Annotated in this window: 18 protein-coding genes; 4 read left to right on the top strand and 14 right to left on the bottom strand. The window is 38.2% G+C overall.

Going from position 1 to position 21,610, the window contains the following annotated elements:
* Window positions 1–205 precede the first annotated feature (205 nt).
* From hisB to CHB66_RS12175, 14 genes are all read right to left on the bottom strand, one after another.
* Window positions 206–1,300 (bottom strand): bifunctional histidinol-phosphatase/imidazoleglycerol-phosphate dehydratase HisB, encoded by a 1,095-nt coding sequence (gene hisB, locus CHB66_RS12240; protein WP_089241344.1) that lies wholly within the window; start codon window positions 1,298–1,300, stop codon window positions 206–208.
* Window positions 1,297–2,349, bottom strand: a complete 1,053-nt coding sequence (gene hisC, locus CHB66_RS12235) for a histidinol-phosphate transaminase (RefSeq protein WP_089241342.1) — start codon at window positions 2,347–2,349, stop codon at window positions 1,297–1,299. The genes hisB and hisC overlap by 4 nt, the downstream gene beginning before the upstream one ends.
* Window positions 2,349–3,647, bottom strand: coding sequence for a histidinol dehydrogenase (hisD, locus tag CHB66_RS12230; protein WP_089241340.1), 1,299 nt, complete (start codon window positions 3,645–3,647; stop codon window positions 2,349–2,351). Before hisD ends, hisC begins: the two co-directional genes overlap by 1 nt.
* A gap of 36 nt (window positions 3,648–3,683) precedes the next feature.
* Window positions 3,684–4,544: an ATP phosphoribosyltransferase gene (gene hisG, locus CHB66_RS12225; RefSeq protein WP_089241338.1), complete on the bottom strand. Its 861-nt coding sequence runs from the start codon at window positions 4,542–4,544 to the stop codon at window positions 3,684–3,686.
* Between the two features lie 280 nt (window positions 4,545–4,824).
* Entirely contained in the window at window positions 4,825–5,403 is a 579-nt protein-coding gene (locus tag CHB66_RS12220) for a phosphatase PAP2 family protein (protein WP_089241336.1), read from the bottom strand.
* Window positions 5,404–5,408: 5 nt separating this feature from the next.
* Window positions 5,409–5,807 (bottom strand): VOC family protein, encoded by a 399-nt coding sequence (locus CHB66_RS12215; RefSeq protein WP_089241334.1) that lies wholly within the window; start codon window positions 5,805–5,807, stop codon window positions 5,409–5,411.
* 209 nt (window positions 5,808–6,016) lie between these two features.
* A complete protein-coding gene (locus CHB66_RS12210) occupies window positions 6,017–6,658 on the bottom strand; it encodes an SGNH/GDSL hydrolase family protein (RefSeq protein ID WP_245812723.1) in 642 nt (213 codons plus the stop codon).
* A 173-nt stretch (window positions 6,659–6,831) separates the two neighbouring features.
* Window positions 6,832–7,188, bottom strand: a complete 357-nt coding sequence (locus tag CHB66_RS12205; protein WP_089241330.1) for a translation initiation factor — start codon at window positions 7,186–7,188, stop codon at window positions 6,832–6,834.
* Window positions 7,189–7,192: 4 nt separating this feature from the next.
* Window positions 7,193–8,038 carry a universal stress protein gene (locus CHB66_RS12200; protein WP_089241328.1) on the bottom strand — a complete coding sequence of 282 codons (846 nt, stop codon included), beginning with the start codon at window positions 8,036–8,038 and terminating at the stop codon, window positions 7,193–7,195.
* Window positions 8,039–8,180: 142 nt separating this feature from the next.
* Window positions 8,181–9,095, bottom strand: coding sequence for a 1,4-dihydroxy-2-naphthoate polyprenyltransferase (locus CHB66_RS12195; protein ID WP_089241326.1), 915 nt, complete (start codon window positions 9,093–9,095; stop codon window positions 8,181–8,183).
* 82 nt (window positions 9,096–9,177) lie between these two features.
* Window positions 9,178–9,765: a glutathione peroxidase gene (locus tag CHB66_RS12190; RefSeq protein WP_089241324.1), complete on the bottom strand. Its 588-nt coding sequence runs from the start codon at window positions 9,763–9,765 to the stop codon at window positions 9,178–9,180.
* A 4-nt stretch (window positions 9,766–9,769) separates the two neighbouring features.
* A complete protein-coding gene (argS, locus tag CHB66_RS12185) occupies window positions 9,770–11,557 on the bottom strand; it encodes an arginine--tRNA ligase (protein ID WP_089241322.1) in 1,788 nt (595 codons plus the stop codon).
* Between the two features lie 98 nt (window positions 11,558–11,655).
* A complete protein-coding gene (gene rocF, locus CHB66_RS12180; RefSeq protein WP_089241469.1) occupies window positions 11,656–12,606 on the bottom strand; it encodes an arginase in 951 nt (316 codons plus the stop codon).
* Window positions 12,607–12,887: 281 nt separating this feature from the next.
* Window positions 12,888–16,130, bottom strand: a complete 3,243-nt coding sequence (locus CHB66_RS12175) for a TonB-dependent receptor (protein ID WP_089241320.1) — start codon at window positions 16,128–16,130, stop codon at window positions 12,888–12,890.
* 351 nt (window positions 16,131–16,481) lie between these two features.
* Here CHB66_RS12175 and CHB66_RS12170 point away from each other — a divergent pair, with 351 nt between their 5' ends.
* From CHB66_RS12170 to CHB66_RS12155, 4 genes are all read left to right on the top strand, one after another.
* Window positions 16,482–16,952: a hypothetical protein gene (locus tag CHB66_RS12170; RefSeq protein ID WP_089241319.1), complete on the top strand. Its 471-nt coding sequence runs from the start codon at window positions 16,482–16,484 to the stop codon at window positions 16,950–16,952.
* Window positions 16,953–17,086: 134 nt separating this feature from the next.
* Window positions 17,087–18,481: an arginine decarboxylase gene (locus CHB66_RS12165; protein WP_089241318.1), complete on the top strand. Its 1,395-nt coding sequence runs from the start codon at window positions 17,087–17,089 to the stop codon at window positions 18,479–18,481.
* Between the two features lie 315 nt (window positions 18,482–18,796).
* Complete coding sequence (locus CHB66_RS12160; RefSeq protein WP_089241317.1) at window positions 18,797–20,764, top strand: hypothetical protein; 1,968 nt, start codon at window positions 18,797–18,799, stop codon at window positions 20,762–20,764.
* A 17-nt stretch (window positions 20,765–20,781) separates the two neighbouring features.
* On the top strand, window positions 20,782–21,600 hold the full coding sequence (locus tag CHB66_RS12155) for a DUF2490 domain-containing protein (protein ID WP_089241316.1): 819 nt from the start codon (window positions 20,782–20,784) through the stop codon (window positions 21,598–21,600).
* The last annotated feature ends 10 nt before the right edge of the window (window positions 21,601–21,610 follow it).

Raw genomic sequence — 21,610 nt, 5'->3', positions numbered from 1 at the left:
AATCCATGACAGGGGGTAGACATGCTATCCAAAAGTCCCGTAGGGATGAGAGATATAGATTGAGGTCTATCAGCAAATCAACATGCTAGCTAATTTGATTTACCAGAGCGAGATTGGGAAAACCCGAATCCCAGAAAAGATTGGGAAAAATGAAAAAGCGAGGCAATTTAATTTGCCTCGCTTTATTTAAATTATTTGCCTCGCCTTACAAAACCCCTTTCGTACTCGGAAGTTGATTGAGGGCGTTAAGGTCTCTTTTTACAGCCATTTTGATGGCTCGTGCCATGGACTTGAAGATGGCTTCGATTTTGTGGTGTTCGTTTGAACCCTCAGCTTTGATATTCAGGTTGCATTTGGCTGTATCTGAGAAGGATTTGAAGAAATGGTAGAACATTTCTGTCGGCATTTCACCGATTTTTTCTCTTTTGAATTCTGCCTCCCAAACCATCCAAGGACGTCCTCCAAAATCAATCGCACATTGTGCCAAAACATCGTCCATCGGCAAAAGAAAGCCATAACGGTAGATGCCCTTTTTGTCTCCAAGTGCCTTTAAATAAGCTTCCCCAAGTGCCAAGGCTGTATCCTCAATGGTATGGTGTTCATCGATATGCAAATCACCATTGACATGGATTTCTAGATCTGTTCCGCCGTGCTTACCCAATTGCTCGAGCATGTGGTCAAAGAAATGCAAACCTGTGCTGATGTTACATTTTCCCGTTCCATCTAGATTAAGGCTGATTTTGATATCTGTCTCAGAAGTCTTTCGCTCCACAGTTGCTTTTCTAGCGGGAAGTCTTAGAAACTCGTAAATTTCATCCCAAGATTTGGTTGAAAACGTCGCCTCTTCAAGCTTTTCACCAATGAAAATAGATTTGGTCCCTAGATTTTTTGCGAGCTGCACATCTGTTTTTCTATCTCCGATCACATAGGAATTGGCAAGGTCATAGTCGCCATTTTGATAAGCTGTGAGCATACCGATCCTTGGTTTGCGAGTAGGTAAGTTTTCGTGCTCGAATGACTTATCGATATGCACAGCCGAAAAAATGATACCTTCTCCTTCGAGGGTTTTCATCATTTTGTTTTGGGCTGGCCAAAAGGTGTCTTCTGGAAAAGAATCCGTCCCTAAGCCATCTTGATTTGTGACCATGATCAGTTCAAAATCACATTCCTCAGCGATTTTCCTGAGATTACTCAATGCTTTGGGGTAGAATTCTAATTTCTCCAAGCTGTCAACTTGGAAGTCAGTAGGGGGCTCGATGATGATGGTGCCATCACGATCAATAAATAATGCTTTCTTCATGGCTTGTATTGCACTAGAGCTTTTAGTAAAGCTTCGTTTTCAGTTCTTGTTCCTACAGAAATTCTCAGACAGTCTTCACAAAGGACTACCTTGGATCTATCTCTGATGATGATAGTTTGTTCGATTAAGTATTCGTAAATTTTTCTAGCTCCCTCGGTCTTGATCAGAAGAAAATTCGCGTGAGAAGGATAGATTTTAGATACAAAAGAAAATTTTTCTAGTTCAGTTTTAAGGAATGCTCTTTCTGCTAGCGTATCTTCAACTACTTTTTGAATTGCACTTGCATTATCCAAAGCTTCTAATACCTTTTCTTGGGTAAGTCCAGAGATATTGTATGGAGGCTTGATCAGATTGAGGATTTTAATGATTTCTTTGGAAGCATAAGCCATCCCCAACCTCAAAGAAGCTAATCCCCAAGCTTTGGAAAAGGTCTGCATCACCAGTAGGTTAGGATAATTAGTCAGCTCAGTAGTGAAGCTAGGTTCATCGCTGAAGTCGATATAAGCCTCGTCTACCACCACGATACCATTGAAGTTATTCAAGACTTCATAGATATCCGACCTTCTCACTTTATTACCGCTTGGGTTGTTTGGTGAGCAGATGAAGATGATTTTGGTACGTTCATCCACAGCAGCTAGAATTGCTTCTGGTCTCAGTTGATAATCAGTGCTAAGATTGACTCTTTTGATAGCGATATCATTGATCCCAGCACTTACTTCGTACATGCCGTAAGTAGGTGGAAGTAAGATGATATTATCTTGACCTGGATTGCAAAATGCCCGCATGAGCAAATCAATCGCTTCATCACTTCCATTGCCTAAGAAAATCTGATTGGCAGGCACATCCTTGACCTCAGCTAGCTTCATTTTGATATCGAGCTGATAGGGGTCAGGATAGCGATTGAAATTTCCTGCTGCAAGAGACCCGTATGGGTTTTCGTTGGCATCTAGAAAGATGCCTGCCTTACCTGAATACTCGTCTCTTGCGGAGGAATATGGTTTGATCTTATTGATGTGTGGGCGAAGGAGTTTTTGTAAGTCAAAAGCCATCAGGAGTTTTCTTTAAGGTAATTGAGTCTGATTGTGACCGCATTTTTGTGTGCTTCCAAGAGTTCATTTTCCGCCATAATCTCAATAGTAGGTCCTAGGTTTTGGATGCCTTTGGCACTGATTTTTTGATAGGTGATTTTCTTGGTGAAGCTGTCTAGGGATACTCCGCTGTAATTTCTAGCGTAACCATAGGTTGGTAAGGTATGGTTTGTGCCAGAGGCATAGTCACCTGCGGACTCAGGAGTGAAGTTTCCGATAAATACCGATCCAGCATTGATAATTCTGCCTACTACTTCTTCTTCATCTTCTTCTTTGACACAGATGATCAAATGCTCAGGGGCGTATTCATTGATTAGATCGATGGCTTTGTCTTGATTGGGCATGACCACAGCGACAGAGTTGTCAAGTGCTTTTTTGGCAATCTCTCTACGGCTTAGTTTTTCTACTTGAATGTATACCTCCTTCATGATTTTTTGTGCTACTTTTTCAGAAGAAGCGACAAGAATCACTTGAGAATCTATGCCATGCTCGGCTTGAGAAAGTAAGTCTGATGCCACAAATGATGGGATTGCAGATTCATCTGCATAAACCAGTACCTCGGATGGTCCTGCTGGCATGTCGATAGCGACTCCTTTTTTGACTGCCAATTGCTTGGCTGCGGTTACGTATTGATTGCCTGGGCCGAAGATCTTATCTACGGCTGGAACAGTCTCTGTGCCATAGGTCATAGCAGCTACTGCTTGAGCCCCACCCACTTTGACGATTCTGTCTATACCGATCAAGTCGGCCGTGAAGAGGATCGCCGGGTGAATGTTTCCTTCTTTATTAGGAGGTGTACACAACACGATCTGCTCACATCCTGCAAGATTAGCAGGGATGCCGAGCATCAATACAGTAGAGAAAAGTGGAGCAGTACCCCCAGGGATATAAAGACCAACTTTCTGAATAGCAACACTCTTACGCATGCAAGTAACCCCTTCCATGGTATCCATGATCAAGTCAGGAGTCTGTTGAGCTTCGTGAAACTTCTCTATGTTTTCTTTTGCTTGAATGATCGCTTGCTTGAGTTCTTCCGGAACCAAAAGTTTGGCTGCTGCAATCTCCTCTCTACTTGCTAGTAGATTTTTGATATTGACATGATCGTATTCTAACGCAAATTTTTTCAAAGCCTTGTCGCCTTGACGCTTTACTTTGCGCATGATGGGCTTGACAATTTTTTCTATGTCTTTGGTCTTCTGAACAGGTCTAGCTAATTCAGTTTTCCATTCTGATTTGATCGGATTGATGAGTATTTTCATGATTTTTCAATCAGTTTAAGCAATAAAAGTAAAACCTTATATGACCATTTTTTCTATTGGTACTACAAGGATTCCTTCAGCACCAGCTGCTCTAAGTTCTTCGATGTTTTCCCAGAATTGGTCTTCACTCAGTACAGAGTGTACAGAAGACCAACCTTCCTGAGCCAAAGGCAAAATAGTTGGACTGCGCATTCCTGGTATCAAGGAGATGATTTTATCTAAAGATTCGTTTGGCGCATTGAGTAAGACGTATTTATTGCTTTTGCCTGTTTGCACAGCATTCATTCTGAACAGTAGTTTGTCGACAATCGCTACCTTTTCTTTGTTCAGATTTTTGTTAGCGATCAAGACTGCTTCTGACTTGAATATTTGCTCTACTTCTTTTAATCCGTTCATCATCAAGGTAGAACCAGAACTTACGATATCACAGATACCTTCTGCTAGGCCAATACTTGGAGCAATTTCCACTGAGCCGGAGATTTCGTGAATTTCAGCGTTGATGTTTTGAGACTTCAAGTAATCTCCGAGGATTTTCGGATAGGATGTAGCTATATTTTTACCTTCAAAATAGGAAACTCCGTGATATTCTTGGCCTTTTGGAATCGCCAATGAAAGTCTACATTTGGAAAAACCAAGTTTCTTGAGGACAGTGACCTCCTTGTCTTTTTCTACCAGTTCATTTTCTCCTACGATTCCTAAGTCTGCAACACCGTCTGCTACATAGCCAGGGATATCATCATCTCTTAAAAAAAGGAATTCGATGGGGAAGTTGGTGGATGTGGATTTCAGTTTGCCTGTACCATTATAAAATTTAATGCCACATTCTTTAATGAGGCTGAGAGAGTCGTCGCTTAATCTACCGCTTTTTTGTACGGCAATACGAATAATATTTTCCATGTATGCAAATATACGTTTATCAAATACAATACTTAAATAGAATTGGGTTTTTGGGCTGCATCAAGATACCAACAGCCAACCATGGGCGATATGTAAATAATTTTCCTCCTTAAGAGGAATGATGCATATGATGAACAGCCACAGCGGGAGCTGTGTTCAAAAAAAGTGCGCTATTGAATTTATTTCTGTTCATTTATACAGCAAAGGTAACTATGTAAGTTTAACTAGCAAAAATTGAGGATTGTTTTTCGAAGATAAATGGAATAGTTTCCACGAATGGTCAAAAGAATATAGCAAGCCATCCACAGAACCCTCCAATAATGCTACCTATCAATAATTCTTCTTGTGAATGTCTGCCAAGATACCACCTAGACCAGCCAATAAGAAAAGCAAAAAATAGATATATGAAGGCAAGTGGAAGAGATAAGCTTAAAATCTTGGTTGCAATAAACAATGCTATCGCAAGATGTAAAGAAGCCTTTGTTCTGAAGTTGATTACAGCCATTGAGCATAGCATCAAAGTGAAAAATACAGTTGTTTTTACTACGATTTTTGGAAAATCAAAATAGTAGAAAATAAAGAAACAAACGGTGAAAAGCGCGATGGTGAATGGATAAAAACCAATCCGCTCTTGTTGGTCAGAAACATCAAAATTACTGTAACTTCCGTTTTTAAGTTTGACCCAGTTATGAATAATGATCGGGACTGTCACCAGACCAATTATCAAACCAGAGATAATCCAAGCAGTATTTTGCTCTAATTCATAAAATGAAATGAAGATTACATAAACAGTCCCTAGCATCAAAGGATGTCCAATGGTAGAAATTAGATTCGCTATTTTGATTGACCTTTTCCCCATAGTATTTACTGTTTTGGTTCTATTAGGTCCCAAAGGTTTCCATATAAGTCTTCGAAAACCACTACCTTTCCAAATTCTTCATCTGATCGATCTCTGAAAATTTTGATTTTATGGTCTAGTAAATTTTGATAGTCTCTTTCAAAATCATCAGTATAAAGAAATAAGAAAACTCTACCACCAGACTGATTTCCCACAGCTTGTTCTTGATGTGTATTAGCCGCTTTTGCAAGGAGTATTCCACAGTTTTCTTCGGTATTTCCAGGGGGTATTATTCTGACCCATCTTTTAATCTCAGAAATTTGGGTGTCTTCAAGCAGTACGAAGCCCAGTTTTTGGGTATAAAAAGCTATTGCCTCGTCATAGTCTTTGACTAAAAGTGAAAACTGAGCTATACGTTGTTTCATTGAAATATTTTATATGCAAAATTAGTGATATTTATAAAATGGGTAAGCTTTTTGATCTAGAGTTTTTGGTTGGTTTGTCACTAATTTGAAAACTGACATAATCCATCTACTTGAAAAAATTCGTAAATCAGATTACATAACAAGATTGCCTCCGATTTAAGCAGGTAAACAGGTTTAGTTTGTGGTTCAATTTTTCGGTAAAAAGGCAGTCAGGTTTGGCTGTCTTTTTCTTTTGTCTTTATGATCGTAGCAGCGACTATCTCAGACATTTTTTGGTAACCTAAGTCCGAAGGGTGAATGCCATCTTTTGCAAAAAAATCAGATGCATACTGCTCGTTTTGATGGATATAAACTACAGACTTGTTTCTGCTAGCTATGTACATCATCTGATGAATCAGTACCTGTCTATGAATCCCTAAGAAGAATTGTAAAATAGTTGGAATAGCTGGGAATTGATGAACAGGAGGAATCAAAGGAATGATAATTAATTGACAGCCAATTACATGTAAGTGATTGATACATTGATCTAGCCCCTTTGAGAACTTCTGCGGACTACTAAATTGAAAGCAATCATTTGCACCGATGAGAATCACAGCCTTGTCAAATTGCTTTGGAAGCTTATGGGCATTATTTTGGAATAGCAAATTTAGGGCATTCGCTTTTAAGCCATTTTTCCCGATATTGTAGATGTGATAATCTCGTTGCAATAGATTAAAAGTATGCGCCGCAAATGTTTGATTCTGATCACTCGCACCGACGCCTGCTGCTGTCGATTCACCTATGATCAATAGATTCTGAGTTGCATTTGAATTTGTAAAAGACAAGAAATCACTATATGCAGTCAACCTCATGATTCCTTTTCTAAGCTTTTTCCCTGCTATAATCAAAAAGGGTATGCAAGGGATAAGGAATATTAATTCAACTATGTAATAGATTCTGGAAAGAATCAAATGTCTGCGCATAGCATAAGAAATGTGAAAATTAAAAATCGCCGACAAAGTCGACGATTTGAATACTTTTTGGGTTATCCACCTGATTTTTTGGCTTTGTAGCCTGCATCTATTAGTATGCTTAGGATTTTATCTCGGTGATCTCCTTGGATGAGGATTTCCCCATCTTTGGCTGAGCCTCCCACACCACATTTATTTTTGAGCATTTTGCCTAGTTCTTTGAGATCATCATCTGAGCCGATAAAGCCTTCTATGAGCGTGACTTGCTTACCTCCTCTGGATTTCTTGTCTAGCATCACTTTGAGTGATTGGCGCTGGGGTGAAAGTGTCTCTAATTCTTCCCTTTCACCTGAGTCAAATTCAAAATTATCACTCGTAGAGTAAACTACTCCATCCCTTTTCTTCCAATCGTTATTTTTCTTTTTTGCCATCCTATTACTTTACTTTCATCGTCCAAACCGGTCTTTTGGCATGATTGACCACATCTTCTGCGATGCTCCCACTCAATAAATGTAAGAAACCTGTTCTTCCATGCGTTGACATTGCAATCATATCAGCATTGATGTCTTCTGCATATTCGATGATGCCTTCTTCTTCAGAGCTGCTGTTGTAGACTTCAAAGTAGGTGTTTTCTAATTGATGATCTTTGATGAAGTTTTGCATACTTTTGATAGCAGACCTACTATTTTCAAACATGCTTGGTGTATTGATTTTCACCAAAAACAATTCAGCTCCTAAGGTGTTTTGCAACTTTTTGAGTTTATTGACCACTTTGAGAGAATCGCCGGCGAAGTCACTTGCAAATACAATTTTTTTAATGTTTTTGATGTCGCGCTGATCTTTGATGGTGATCACTGGACATTTTGCATTTCTGACAACCTTTTCAGTGTTGCTTCCAATAAGTAGTTCCTCCAATCCACTACTACCTTTAGAACCCATGACGATCAGTTGGGCATCAAAGTCAGTGACTTCTTTGGTAATTCCTGCGTAAGGATTTCCAAAGATTAATTTAGTAGAAAACTTGTAATCAGGATCTGTATGCTGAGCTTCTAAATCAGCTAGCTGTTGCTTGCGTTTTTCTACTAATTCTATCACATAGATTTGATCAATTTCATGACCTGACTCCACTGTCCCCATAGTGCCTAATGAAGTCATGGTAGGAGTCTCTAATACATGTAAAAGCTTCAAGTGAGCATTATTCTTTTTAGCAAGCCCCTTTGCAAATTCAAATGCATTTTTTGCTTGTTCTGAAAAATCGTAAGGTACAAGAATAGTTTTCATAAGATATGGGTTTGTTTTTGAATGGTTGTCAAGTCTAAGAAACCTAAGCATGTCAAGATAGTTGTCTTAGCAAGTTTAGGGCTGTTTTTTTATAATTCAGGAAAATACAAAAAAACATGAATCTAATTCAAGATTTAGGTCATTAATTGAAAATAAACCAAGCTAATCCAAACACAATCACCCATAAAAGTGTGGAAATTGCCATTTTTTTAAGGAAAGGATCAATAGCTTGGGCTTGTGTACCTTGGCTAACGCCAATTCCAATTTTGATCATTAAAGGACTCATCATTAATGGTGCCAAAGCCCATAATTGACTTTCTGTAAATGCAAAGATGATAATCGATAGATTACCTCCTGAAATCAGCGTCCAGTTATATTTTAAAGCGGCTTTTCTTCCGATTCTGACAGGAATGGATTTCTTTCCTGCTTTGGTATCAGAATCAATGTCTCGGATATTATTGATATTGAGTACTGCTGTACTGAATAAGCCAAGAGAGACAGCAGGTAGCAGTATCACCCAATCAAAGGTCAGGGCATGAAGAAAATATGTGCCTGATACACCCAGTAACCCAAAAAAGATGAACACCGAAACATCTCCAAGACCAGCATAGCCATAGGGTTTTTTTCCAGATGTATAAGTGATAGCAGCGATGATTGCAAGGATGCCCAAGCCCAAAAACAAAGCAAAGACTTTCCAATCTTGTGATGCTATATAAAGTAATATTAGGCCTGAGATGAGCGAAAGGCCTGATAAAAGTATCATGGCATTTTTCATTTCCACTAAAGTGATCACTCCAGATTGTACTGCTCTGATTGGCCCTTGACGTTCTTGACTGTCTGCACCATGTACACTATCTCCATAGTCGTTGGCTAAGTTGGATAGGACTTGAAGAAAAACGGTAGTCAAGGCAGCTAACAAAAAAACCTCCCATCTGAAACTTTGATTGTAAGCGGCTAAGATAGAGCCCATCAGGATACTAGATAATGCGAGGGGCAAGGTTCTCAATCTAATGGCGTGAAGCCAAGCTTGTTTTTTATTGGCAAGTGTGATATCCACGGTTATAAAATTTTTCCACTAAGGTAATAAAAAGACCTGTCTTCGGATAGAAAACAGGTCTTAGGTGAAAAATCGTATTTGATTAAGCTGTGATCAACTGTATGATTTCGTCATCCATAGGATTGACAGATGAAGGGAAGAACTTTTTCAATTCACCATTTTCATCTATGAAATATTTGCAGAAGTTCCAAGAAGGCTCTTTATCATTCCATCCATTGAGATCTTTGTCTGATAGCCATCTGTAAAGCGGGTGCTTGTCTGCCCCTTTGACGGAGATTTTATCAAACATTTGGAAGGTTACGCCATAATTAGCTGAACAGAATTGTTTGATGTCTTCATTGGTGCCTGGCTCCTGACCACCAAAATTGTTTGCCGGAAAACCTAAGATTACCACTTGATCTCCGTATTCTTCATTGAGTTTTTGAAGGTCAGCATACTGTGGCGTGTATCCACATTTAGATGCCACGTTGACCAATAATAATTTTTTTCCTTTGAATTGAGCGAAATCTACTGAGTTTCCGTCAATATCATTCAATGTGAAATCATAAATGGACTTTTCCATGAGCATTTGATCAAGGGTGACTTTAGTTTCATTGTTTTTCTCGGGCTTTTGTACGCTTGAGGTACAAGCAAAGGCAATAAGAACGAAAATTGCTAATAATTTTTTCATGGGATTACATTCTATCTGGGACATTTATACCCAATAACTTCATACCTGACTTGATTGTTTTCGCTGTGAGCGATGATAGTGCCACTCTAAAGGCTTGAACCTTCTTGTCAGATTCATTGAAAATCGAAAGATCTGCATAGAATCGATTATATTCTTTGGCAAGGTCAAAGAGATATTGAGCAAGTAGCGCAGGGGAGAAGTCATCTCCAGCTTGTCTGATTTTCTTCTCGAAGTCATTCAGAATGATAATGAGATCCCTTTCTGCATCTTCCAACTTATCTAGGCCTTCAAATCCCTGCGTGTAATCCACGCCAATTTGCTCCGCTTTTCTTAAAATTGAAGCAATCCTTGCATGTGAATATTGAATAAATGGCCCTGTATTTCCTTGAAATTCAATTGACTCTTGTGGATTGAAGAGCATGCGTTTTTTTGGGTCTACCTTGAGAAGGAAATATTTCAAAGCACCCAGGCCTAAAGTTTCATAGAGCACCTTAGCTTCTTCGGTAGAAAAGCCTTCGATTTTACCCAATTCCTTGGTGTGTGTTTCTGCTGTTTCGATCATTTCATTCATCAAGTCATCTGCATCTACCACAGTACCTTCGCGAGATTTCATCTTACCAGTAGGTAGGTCTACCATACCGTAAGATAAATGGTAAAGCCCATCACCATATGGGCGGCCTAGCTTCCGCATGATCTTGAACAAAACATCAAAATGATAATCCTGCTCGTTGCCTACCACATAGATAGACTTGTCAAACCCAAAGTCATTGAACTTCAGATCGCAAGTGCCCATGTCTTGGGTAATGTACACAGATGTTCCGTCTCCTCTGAGAACGAGTTTTTCGTCTAAACCTTCTGCACTCAGGTCAACCCAAACTGAACCATTATCCTTTTTGAAAAAGACACCCTTGGATAGACCTTCTTCTACGATATCTTTACCTAGTAAGTAAGTGTCTGATTCATAATAGAACTTGTCGAAGTCCACGCCCATTTTTTTATAGGTTGTGTCAAATCCTGCATAAACCCAATCATTCATCTGCTTCCAAAGAGCAACGACTTCAGTATCATTGGCCTCCCATTTACGCAGCATTTCCTGAGCCTCTACTAGTAGGGGAGCTTGTTTTTTTGCATCTTCTTCTGTTAACCCTTGATCTACAAGTTCTTTGATTTGCTTTTTATACTCTTTGTCAAAAATCACATAATATTTACCCGCCAAATGATCCCCTTTGAGTCCAGAGGACTCAGGAGTCTCCCCATTTCCAAAGTGCTGATAAGCGACCATGGATTTGCAAATGTGTATGCCTCGGTCATTGACAAGGTTGGCTTTGGTAACTTTATAGCCGTTTGCTTTGAGAATTTCGGATACAGAATAACCAAGAAAATTATTCCTCAAGTGCCCGAGGTGGAGGGGCTTGTTGGTATTTGGAGAGGAGTATTCCACCATGACTTTCTGTCCATTAGGGGGGAGTTGACCTAGGGATGGGTTGCTGTATAGTTTTTCAAAAACCCTTATCCAAGATGTCTCACTGACGGAAAGATTGAGAAACCCTTTGACTACATTGAAATCCGTCACAAGGTCAGTTTGAGCAACTAGGTATTCGCCTAGCTTGGTTCCGCAAGCTTCTGGAGCCATTTTGGTTACTTTCAAGAAAGGGAACATGACAAAAGTATAGGTCCCTTCAAACTCTTTTCGAGTAGGTTGAAGTCCTAAATCTTCTATTCCTACTTCATGATCAAAAAGCGCTTTGAAACCTTGTTGAATTGATGAAATAATCTGTTGTTCTAAGTTCATTTTTAGCTTGTGTTTTTTAGTCACGGATGACGCAAGGGTTCACGGAGTATTATCTCTGCGTGATCTCTGCATTTCACCGCGGTTTCATTTTAAACGTCTTAGAAGTTATCTACTAAAGAAGAAGTAGTAGCTTCTAGGACTTCGAAAGCGTTTTCGGCCATTAGGTTTTCTGTGTCCAGTGTTGGATTTACTTCTACGATTTCCCAACAGCATACTCTCTTGTCCTTGATCAACTCTGCATTGAGTTGAATAGCTTCTTCTACAGTCAGTCCATTCGGAACTGGGGTGCCCGTACCTACAGAAATGGAGCTATCCATGCTATCTACATCGAAGGATATATATATTTGATCACAATCTTTCAATACATCCAATGCTTGTTGTGCGATATTTGCTACGCCCTTTTGTCTTACTTCTTCAGTAGTGAAATTCCTGATGCCATACTTACTGATCAAGTGATCTTCTGGTTCTTCTGTATCTCTTACGGAAATAAAGACAATATCCTCTGGGTTGATTTTTGGATACTCTCCTCCTATATTTTTGATTTTTTCCCAATATTGAATGGTAAGTTCTTCGGGTTCATTGACTTGACAATCGAGGTTGTCAGTATGTATACACATCGCTAGTGGCATTCCATGCATATTACCAGAAGGAGTGGTGTAAGGTGTGTGCAAATCAGCATGGGCATCAATCCAAATCACACCTAGTCTTTTGTCTGGGTTGGCGGCTTTGATCCCCATTATAGTACCTGCAGCAGTAGAGTGGTCTCCTGCTAGTACGATTGGGAACTTTTTTTCTAGTCTCAGAGACTCTACTGTACTGTAGACATTTTTCAGAACCTGATATACGCCATCAATGTATTTGGCATGTGGATGCTTATTGCCTTTCCAAAGGTAATTGTTGGCATCGGGAACATTGATGGGGTCAAACTTGGTGAAAAAATTAGACTTCTTATCCAAACTCGCAATTTTAAGTGCATCTATGCCTAAGCTGGCACCCCTGGTTCCTGCTGCGATCTCAGAGCGAACTTCTACTAATTTGATTTTTCTCATAAAAGGGTAATTGATAATATTGGGTTTGTATTCTGAAAGCTCATAATTGAGCTTGGCAAAAGTAGTCAAAATTGGCAAGATTATCATTTTTGGAACAGGATGAAAAGTAAATTCAAACCTGATTATTGCCAACAGGAGGTATTAAATAAATAAAACTATAACGAGGAAGAAAAAAATGTAGGGGTCGAATAGCGCCAACTATAAGTTATAAAGAAAAATATAACTATGACCCCTACTTAGAGCAAATCACATCATGGTTTATCCTTTCATATGCTACGTTATCAATTGAAGATGTATCGTAGTCCCAATTGCATCTGCCACACGTCGCCAATGTTTGCTGTTCGAGTAAAGCTTTCAGAGACTAATGCGCCATTTGAAGGGTTGAGTTGATAGGTGGGTATATTTGTCACTGGATCAATATTTATGATGCCTATAGGTGTTTCATTCGTGATAATTTGTCCTACTCCCCAATTATTATTGATCAAATTTGTGAAATTGAAAATATCCGCCCTCACTTGAATGGTATTACGCTTGCCTTTAATATCTAGAAAGAATTCTTGCATGAAAGACAAGTCTAATCTGCCAACAACTGGAAACTGAACTCCGTTTCTCAATGCGTACATGCCTCTTCTGCTGCGAAGATGCGCATCTTGTTCTATGAATTGATTGAAAGCAGCTCTTTGATCTGCAGCACTGAATGTATTGCCGTTGACAGTAAGCGGCTCAAATTGCATTTCATTTAATTGAGCTTGGGTAGGAACAAATAGTAAATCATTTCCTACTATCTGATCTCCATTGATGTCTGTGTTGTATACATATGATTCAACTCCTTGGTTTCTAAGTTCATAGAATAAGGATATAGAAGTAGCTAGATTTTTAGCGTATTCTTTTCTATATCCAATTGAACTAATCAGTCTGTGCCTTTGATCGTCTAAGGAAAATCCAAGCTCTGGATAATTACTTCCTCTGACAGATGCAATGTTTTCATATGATAGAAAATGTTGTGTATTTCCATCAACCATATTTTTGGCAACAGCATAATTATAAGCTGCCATGGCATGAAGTCCGTTGTTAAAGTTTTTTTGTAATTGAAAAGTCAAACTATATGAATAACCCTGATTAGTATTGTCTAATACTACTGCATTTGTAATATTTTGATTTAATCTATTTTCTTCATCACCAAATCCATACAAAGGTCTATCATCTGGACCAGATAGATTTCTTGTTGATGGACGTAGGTTGGAATCGTAAAAGAGCAAATCACTAACTTGTTGGGTGTAGATTGCTTCAAAAGTACCGACCAATCCACCAAAGAGATCTTTGTCAATTCCAATGTTAGACCTCCAAACCTGAGGGTTCCTGAATCCAGGATCTATGTAAGCCAGATCATAGGTGTCAGGAGCTCCTCCATTGGAAGGGATGTAAGCATTTACATCCGGATTAAAAGGGAAGTTGGTGGTGTTGTCTTCTCGTATTTGTCCTTGCAATACGCCATTTGTATTGACCATGTTGGAAATGTTGATGTAGATTGGTCTTCCTGAAAAGAGGCCAGTTCCTCCTCTTACTTGAAAATTTCTATTACCCAAAACATCCCAGTTGAAGCCAAGTCTTGGACTCCACATGAACTGAGGCTCTGGAAGTCTATCAGTTCTAATAGTGATCGGTTCTCCATCTGGCTTTCTGAAGTCAAGATTTTCTGCTGCCAGATTCCTTTCTGCCGTTTGTCCATAAAATGGCACATCCAACCTTAGACCCAAAGTTACCTTTAGATTATTGGTGACATTAATTTCATCTTGAACATATGCACTAGCAATGTAAGCTTGTGTATTTGCAGTTGGAATCTCTCCACCTGGGAGTGCAGAGTATTGTCTTTGAAACCTTCTCAGCTCCACCTCTTCACCCGCCACATCTCTGTAAAAATCATCTAGGGAATTGTATACATAATGTCCGAAAAATGTCGGAGTAAATGTGTATCTGAAATCAAAATACTCAAAATTCAATCCAGCTGTCACTGTATGGTTGCTAAGATATGCTGTAAAGTTGTTTTGGATTTGCCAAGTATCAGAATCAAGCCCTCTGTTAGGGGAAAGCAAATCAGTACCGAAGGAAATATAATTTCTTCCTCCCTCTAGGATATCTACCATAGGGAAATCCCCTCCTCCCCAAGTTCTTGAATTCCTGTTTGATGTAAGACCAAAACGGAGTTCATTAGAAAATTTGCCTCCAAAATTTGATTGTAACTCAATTATCCCAGAATAAATATCATCATTGAGTAAATAATTGGAATTTTGAAAATTTAAGGAAAAGAGATTTTGATTTCTTCCTCCAAAGCCTAATGATGTTCTTGCCACAGGTCTTTCTCTTGAGGAAAGTAAAGTGTTGAATCTTGCACTTATTTTATGATTATCACTGATATTGTAGTCCAATTTTATCAGAAATTTATCTGAAATCGTTGGTAAGTTATAATCTTCGTATTCTCCAGGGTCATATCCAAAATTATTATTAAGAAAACCCCTCAATTCGTCCATATCGGATTTTTGAACTCGGGTGACATTTGCTCCTTCCCGGCCAGAAGCAGCAGCTATAAATGGGGAATTTGGATCACTTCTTCTCTCTGATTCAGCACTTATAAAGAAAAATAGTTTGTTTTTAATAATTGGGCCACCAAGTCTAAACCCATATTGTTGAACATTGAAATCTTCTGTGATCACTTCACTGCCTCTGGCATTGGTTCCAACAAACCTCTGGTTTCTGTTATTTACAAAGGCAGAACCTCTCATCTCGTTATCCCCTGATCTGGTAATCGCATTGATTGCAGCGCCAGTAAATCCACCCTGTGTGACGTCATAGGGAGCAATGTTGACTTGGATTTCTTCGATAGCTTCCAAAGAAATCGGAGTTGATTCCGTTGGTGCTCCCGGGATAGATCCAGTCAATCCAAAAGAATTATTGAATACACTACCATCTAAGGAAAAATTGATGGCTTTAGGGTCTTGACCTGCGAAAGATTCGCCTGAAGATTGAGGAGTAAGCCTTGTGAAGTCTTGAACACTTCTGCTTAGGGTTGGCATGGTGGTGATTGCTTCTCGACTGATTGTGGTGGAGGCACCTGTTTTTTCATCATTGAGAAGAGGGTCTTTTCTGCCTTCAATAAGAACTCCATCAAGTTCTATACCCTCATCGTCCATCTCTACATTTAGGACATACCGTTGACCTAGTCTGAGGGAAATGTTTTCGAATACCTTAGGTTCAAACCCAATAAATGAAACAGTCACTTGATAAGGCCCTCCAGTTCGCATGCCTGATATAGTGTATCGTCCATTCGGCTGCGTAACCATGTTGTATTGAGTGCCTGATGGAGTATGAACAGCTTGAATGGTTGCGCCTGGTAGTGGTTCTCCTTGATCATCTTTTACCAACCCGCTCATGCTGCCTGTTGTGACTCCTTGGGCATTTGATGTAATTGGAAGCAGGAATAGGCAAAAGAATAAAAACGATAATAAATGGTATATCAAATACTTCATGTTGTAAAATTTTCAAGTTTAGAATTGTTAAAATCTATTTGGCATCATTTTGTATCCCCAAGGAAAAACCTGAATTTTTTGTACTCACATCAGTCACTATGAGAAATTTTTTTTTCAAGTGAAGTCTGCATTTTTTTAATCGAAGACTGTACCAAGCTCTTTTTTTGCTTTTTTTGGCGGTTTTGTCGAATATTTTGGTGAAAAGTTGTGGTATAATTCCACATATTGCTGACTGTTGGGGTTATAGAAAAATTTAACCCTATAAAAATTATAGGGTAATTAGGATAATAGAGTTTTTCACTTTACCTTTGAAGTATTATTTATTCAGCGTACCATCAAAATTTCAAAATCATGGCAGTAGCACAGTCTTCACACAGTTCCACGGCGGAGTTTCAGATTCAAAAGTCCTCCACTGCTCAAAAAGTAAATCAGCTTGCATCTGAGCAAATGGAGATGTGCGAATTTTTTGAGATCCAAGAAGTAGCTGGCTTTGACTTCCCAAATTTTCCTGAGGCAAGAAAATCTTTCAGGGTAGTATATTTTAAATTGACAAAGCAGTATGAGGGTTTAAAAGGACTATTGAGAGGGTTGATCAGCTTGGGTAATACAGCAGGAGCTATTCTTGAATATTCGGCAGAGAGACAGTTGTTTTCACTCAAATATTATAAGGCATCTGAATCAGAGGTGTCAGCCTATATGAATTATTTGGAAAAGCAACTTGATCAGGAATTGAAATTTAAGGCTGTTCTTTCAAAATTGGTCGAAAATAAAAGGAAGTTTGATGTAGAACAGTCACTATTGAAGCAGGAGTTGTTTGGTTGAAAAGATGTGAACTATATTGGGTAATATAAGTTAAAAGGGAAAGTTCCATTGGGATTTTCCTTTTGTTTATTATGAATTCCGAAGAATATAAACAAATTTTGTAGCCTCAATTTTATCCAAACCTGATCGAGCGAATGAACAAATACATTGATCTTATTCAACAAACTTTTGACTTTCCCACCAAAGAGTTTACTGTAGAAAACAACGAGCTACATTTCAATGGGGTCAACTTGATGGAAATCATTGAAACTTATGGTACGCCATTGAAGTTGAGTTACCTACCGAAGATTTCGGAAAATATCCAGAATGCCAAGACCTTTTTTGGCAATGCGATAGAGAAGCATGATTATAAAGGAAAGTATACTTACTGTTATTGCACCAAATCTTCGCACTTCAGCTTTGTATTGGATGAGGCATTGAAAAATGACATTCATATTGAGACTTCATCGACCTTTGATATTCCGTTGGTTAGAAGTCTTTATGAGCAAGGTAAGATCACTAAACAGACTTATATCGTCTGTAATGGTTTCAAAAGAGAGCTTTACAAGCAATATATTACTGAATTACTCAATGATGGGTTTGTCAATTGTGTGCCTGTTTTGGATAATTTGACTGAGATTGATTATTACTTAGAACATGTCAAGGTTCCTTTTCAAGTAGGCATCAGAATCGCAGCAGACGAGGAGCCGAAGTTTGGGTTCTATACCTCAAGATTAGGTGTCCGATACAATGATATCTTGAGTCTTTACGAAGAAAAAATCAAAGATAATCCTAATGTGTCTTTGAAGATGCTTCATTTTTTCATCAATTCAGGAATCAGAGATACAGCTTACTATTGGTCTGAATTGACTCGTTTCATTCAAAAGTATGTAGATCTCAAGAAAATCGCTCCAAGTCTAGATACCATGGATATTGGTGGTGGTTGGCCGATCAAAACCAATGTGTTTTTTGACTATGACTATCAGTATATGGCTGAGCAGATCATCAAGAATATCAAATGGATGTGTGCCAAAAATAATACTGTTGAACCGCATATTTTCACAGAATTTGGGAGCTATACAGTGGGAGAGAGCGGTGCGGTACTTTATTCTATTTTGGATGAAAAGCTCCAAAATGACAAAGAGCTTTGGTACATGATCGATGGGAGCTTTATCACTCAGCTACCCGATAGCTGGGGACTGAACCAAAAATACATCATGCTAGCTATCAACAACTGGGATGAGGAATATCACAATATCAACTTGGGTGGCCTGACTTGCGATAGCATGGATTATTACAATTCAGAAGCGCATCAGTTCAACATCTATCTCCCAAATCCTAAGGAAGGTAAAAAACAATATTTGGGCTTCTTCCACACAGGTGCTTATCAAGAGTCACTTGGTGGCTATGGCGGTATTCAGCATTGTCTGATCCCCGCACCCAAGCATGTGATCATTGATAGAGACACAGATGGTAGCATCAAGCATTGGCTATTTGCACCCGAGCAGACCAGCGAGAGTATGCTGAAAACGCTTGGTTATGTCAAGTAGGATTCAAAAAGCTTGGTTCAATCCCAAGCTTTTTCTATTTAAAATACTAAACTGATGTCAAAAAAATAAATTCGGTGATTTCTTTAAAATAGGTAATTTTTGTATTGTTTCTGGCCTTTTCCATTTTATAATTTTGGTTAGTAGGGTTTATTGGAAATAATATGATAAAAAATTCTAGGTTCATAGTACCTAAAGCATGATAAAAAATTTAAAATAAACACTAAAATTTTGGACTTTTGGTGTGATTTTTGAAATTTTGTGTCTTGCTAAGTCATTCAGCGCCAACTGTAATTCACCCAACATCAAATTAAGAGTATGCGAAAAAATCAAATATTTCTAGCTTTTGTAATAATCTTATGCTTAATTTTTCCAGATGCTATTTTAGCACAAAAAGAGTATAAAGGAGAATATAAATTTAACAATATAAATGGTGAGGCAACTTTTCAATTCATAGAAGGTCCAGAAAACTCAGTTATTAGACAAGGTGATTTTTCTTTTCTCAGAAAAGAAAGAGATCCAGAGAATAAGACAAGATTTTTGAGGACAGTAATTTCTGGAGCATACGAACAAGGGCAAAAGGCAGGTACTTGGGAATATTTGGATGAAGACCATCAAGCTGAGCTTAAAGATGTAGTCGATTTTGAGCTGATCTCTGATCTCAAAAGTGCACAAATCAAATTGAAAGCGAACTATATTGGAGGCGTTCCTAATGGAACTTGGGTCTTTGAAGAGAATGAGTTTTCAGATGGTTCCTTAAAGAAGAAGGCACAAGCAGATGAATTTCAATTTAGAGAAGGGAATATCAGGGGGAAATTTAACTTCAAGTCATTTGTAGGAAGATACACCCATTTTATCAGAGGTGAGCTCAAGGATGATGGGATCATGACAGGTGAATGGACCTTTGTCTATGAAGAAGATGATAAGCTGATCAGTGAAGTTAGAAATTATGAAAATGGATTTTTACTTGGTTTGGTCAAAAGAGATCTCAACAATGATGAGGTTTTGGAAGAAATTGTGTTTTTTGAAACCATTGCTAAACTGAATAAAGTCAATGCAGGTGACAACCAAGGGTTCAGAATTGCTGATCAAACGTTCGGGATTCTTTTTAATGATGGCTTTCTATCAAACACATCACAATACAAAGCACAGCAAGCTGGAAATGCATTTTTGTCAGACTTCTTAATTAAAATCCTTCGTTACGATCCAGCTTTTGTTAATAATGATTCAGAGTTGATTGATTATCCACTTCATACACGAAAATTTGTTTTTGAATTAAATAGATCGCAACAAAAAATTGTAGAAGATCTACCAGGAAAGTTTGATGATTTGATGAGGCTGGTTGAGCAATACAAAGATAGAAATGCGTTAAGCTTAAATAGGCAGCGCTCTGATTCTTTGTCTGCCGCGTATTCCTTTTTTGAATTTCAATATCAAAAATTAAAGGCTTTCAATGAATTAATAGGGAAATTTAGGAATAAAGACATTCAGTTTTATGATGTAAAGTACATGGTAGAAGAAGGGTTGATCTTTGTAACTGAAAAAGACGAGGTTAAATATTCCTTTCAAGAGGAGGACAAAACACTTGAGATTGAGTATAGAAAAGAAGACTTCAATACTGATTTTTATGTTGCATTGGATGCTTATATTACTCAAATGGCAGCTACTACAAGTAGATTTAAAACTTATGTAGACGGCCAATTGAGTAGAATCGAAGAAGATGCTGACCTAAAAACCTTAGAAGAAAGAATTCAAGATAAGAAAACAACAATTGATGAGTTGTTTGCTGATCAAGAAGGCCAGGATGGACTGACTCAAGGCCTAATTAGAGCTGTGAAAACTAATGTCCTTGGTTCAGGTTTTGAAAAGATTAATGAGAGATATGCTAAGGCTAATCGTTTTAATGAAAAGAAAGATGAAGCCAATGTCATGCTTGATCTTTTGGATGAAATGGAAGGACAATATGAAGTGCTTTCCAATGTATCTAGAAATTGGGAGATTCTAGATGAATTCTATCAAGAGGAAGTATTCAATCCATTTACTTACACAAGGTATGATCAAAGAGCAAAGCCTAGATTGTTTGAAGCTGCGGAAAGGTTGTTTGAGAATTATGTTGAAAACATTGAGGTAGAAGAAGATTATACTCAAATAAAAGTTTGGACCAAAAAGATTGAATCCTTGATTATGAGAATGACTGATCTGCGAAATGCAGACACAAGAAGTTTAGAAAGAAGACTCAATAGAAGGTCTTCTATCAGTAAAATTGAATCAGATTTAGAACTTTAATAATTAGTATAATAAATATGTCGGTTAAATTATTAAAGTCTCTGCTTTTAATCCCTGTATTGATTTTCGTTTTTCATTTTGCTCAGGCTCAAAATATTACTGTGCCTCAGGAAAAAATTGGTCTTCCTGCGACGACTGAAAACTGGAATGGATTGTATTTGAAATTACGATTCAATGATAAATGGTGGTGGTATCAAGAAAACCATTACAGAAGAAGATCAAGTGCTGACAATAGATTGGATTTTGTTGGTCGAATGAGTCAGCTATACAATCGTTTTGGAATGACTTATATGTTTACGGATAATTTTGAGGTGACATTTGGTCCCACGTTAGTGTGGAACTTTGCTCCTGAGAGAGGTAACCCTGAATATGTAGATTCAGTTTTAGAACCTCGTTTTTGGCATCAATGGCTATTAACCCAATCAGTCGGCTCTGTTAAAATATTACATCAATTTCGGTTTGAGCATAGGTTCAAAAGGAATAACGACTTAGGAGCTGAATTTAATTATACCGATAGATGGAGGTATAAGATTACAGCATACGTTCCTTTGAATAAGTCTAAAATGGAAAATAAGACCTTTTTCATAGCTCCGTCCAACGAGTTTTTCTTTGAGACGGGAAAGCAGGTCTGGAATATTTTTGAAGAAAACAGGGTTTACACGGCAATTGGGTACACTTACAATAATTACATGTTCTTTGGTGGACATATGTGGACTTATGGGCCTACCATGACTCCAGGTACTTATAGGAATCGACACATCATTAGGTTGAACGTCATGTATACCATAGATTTTAGAGGCAGTAGAAAGCCTTTGACTAGAGATTTTGCATTTTAAAATTTGACAA

This window comes from Belliella buryatensis, from assembly GCF_900188245.1.
Lineage (GTDB): Bacteria > Bacteroidota > Bacteroidia > Cytophagales > Cyclobacteriaceae > Belliella > Belliella buryatensis.
The sequence above is the reverse complement of the archived record's forward strand: the minus strand, read 5'-3'. Positions and strand labels throughout refer to the sequence as shown.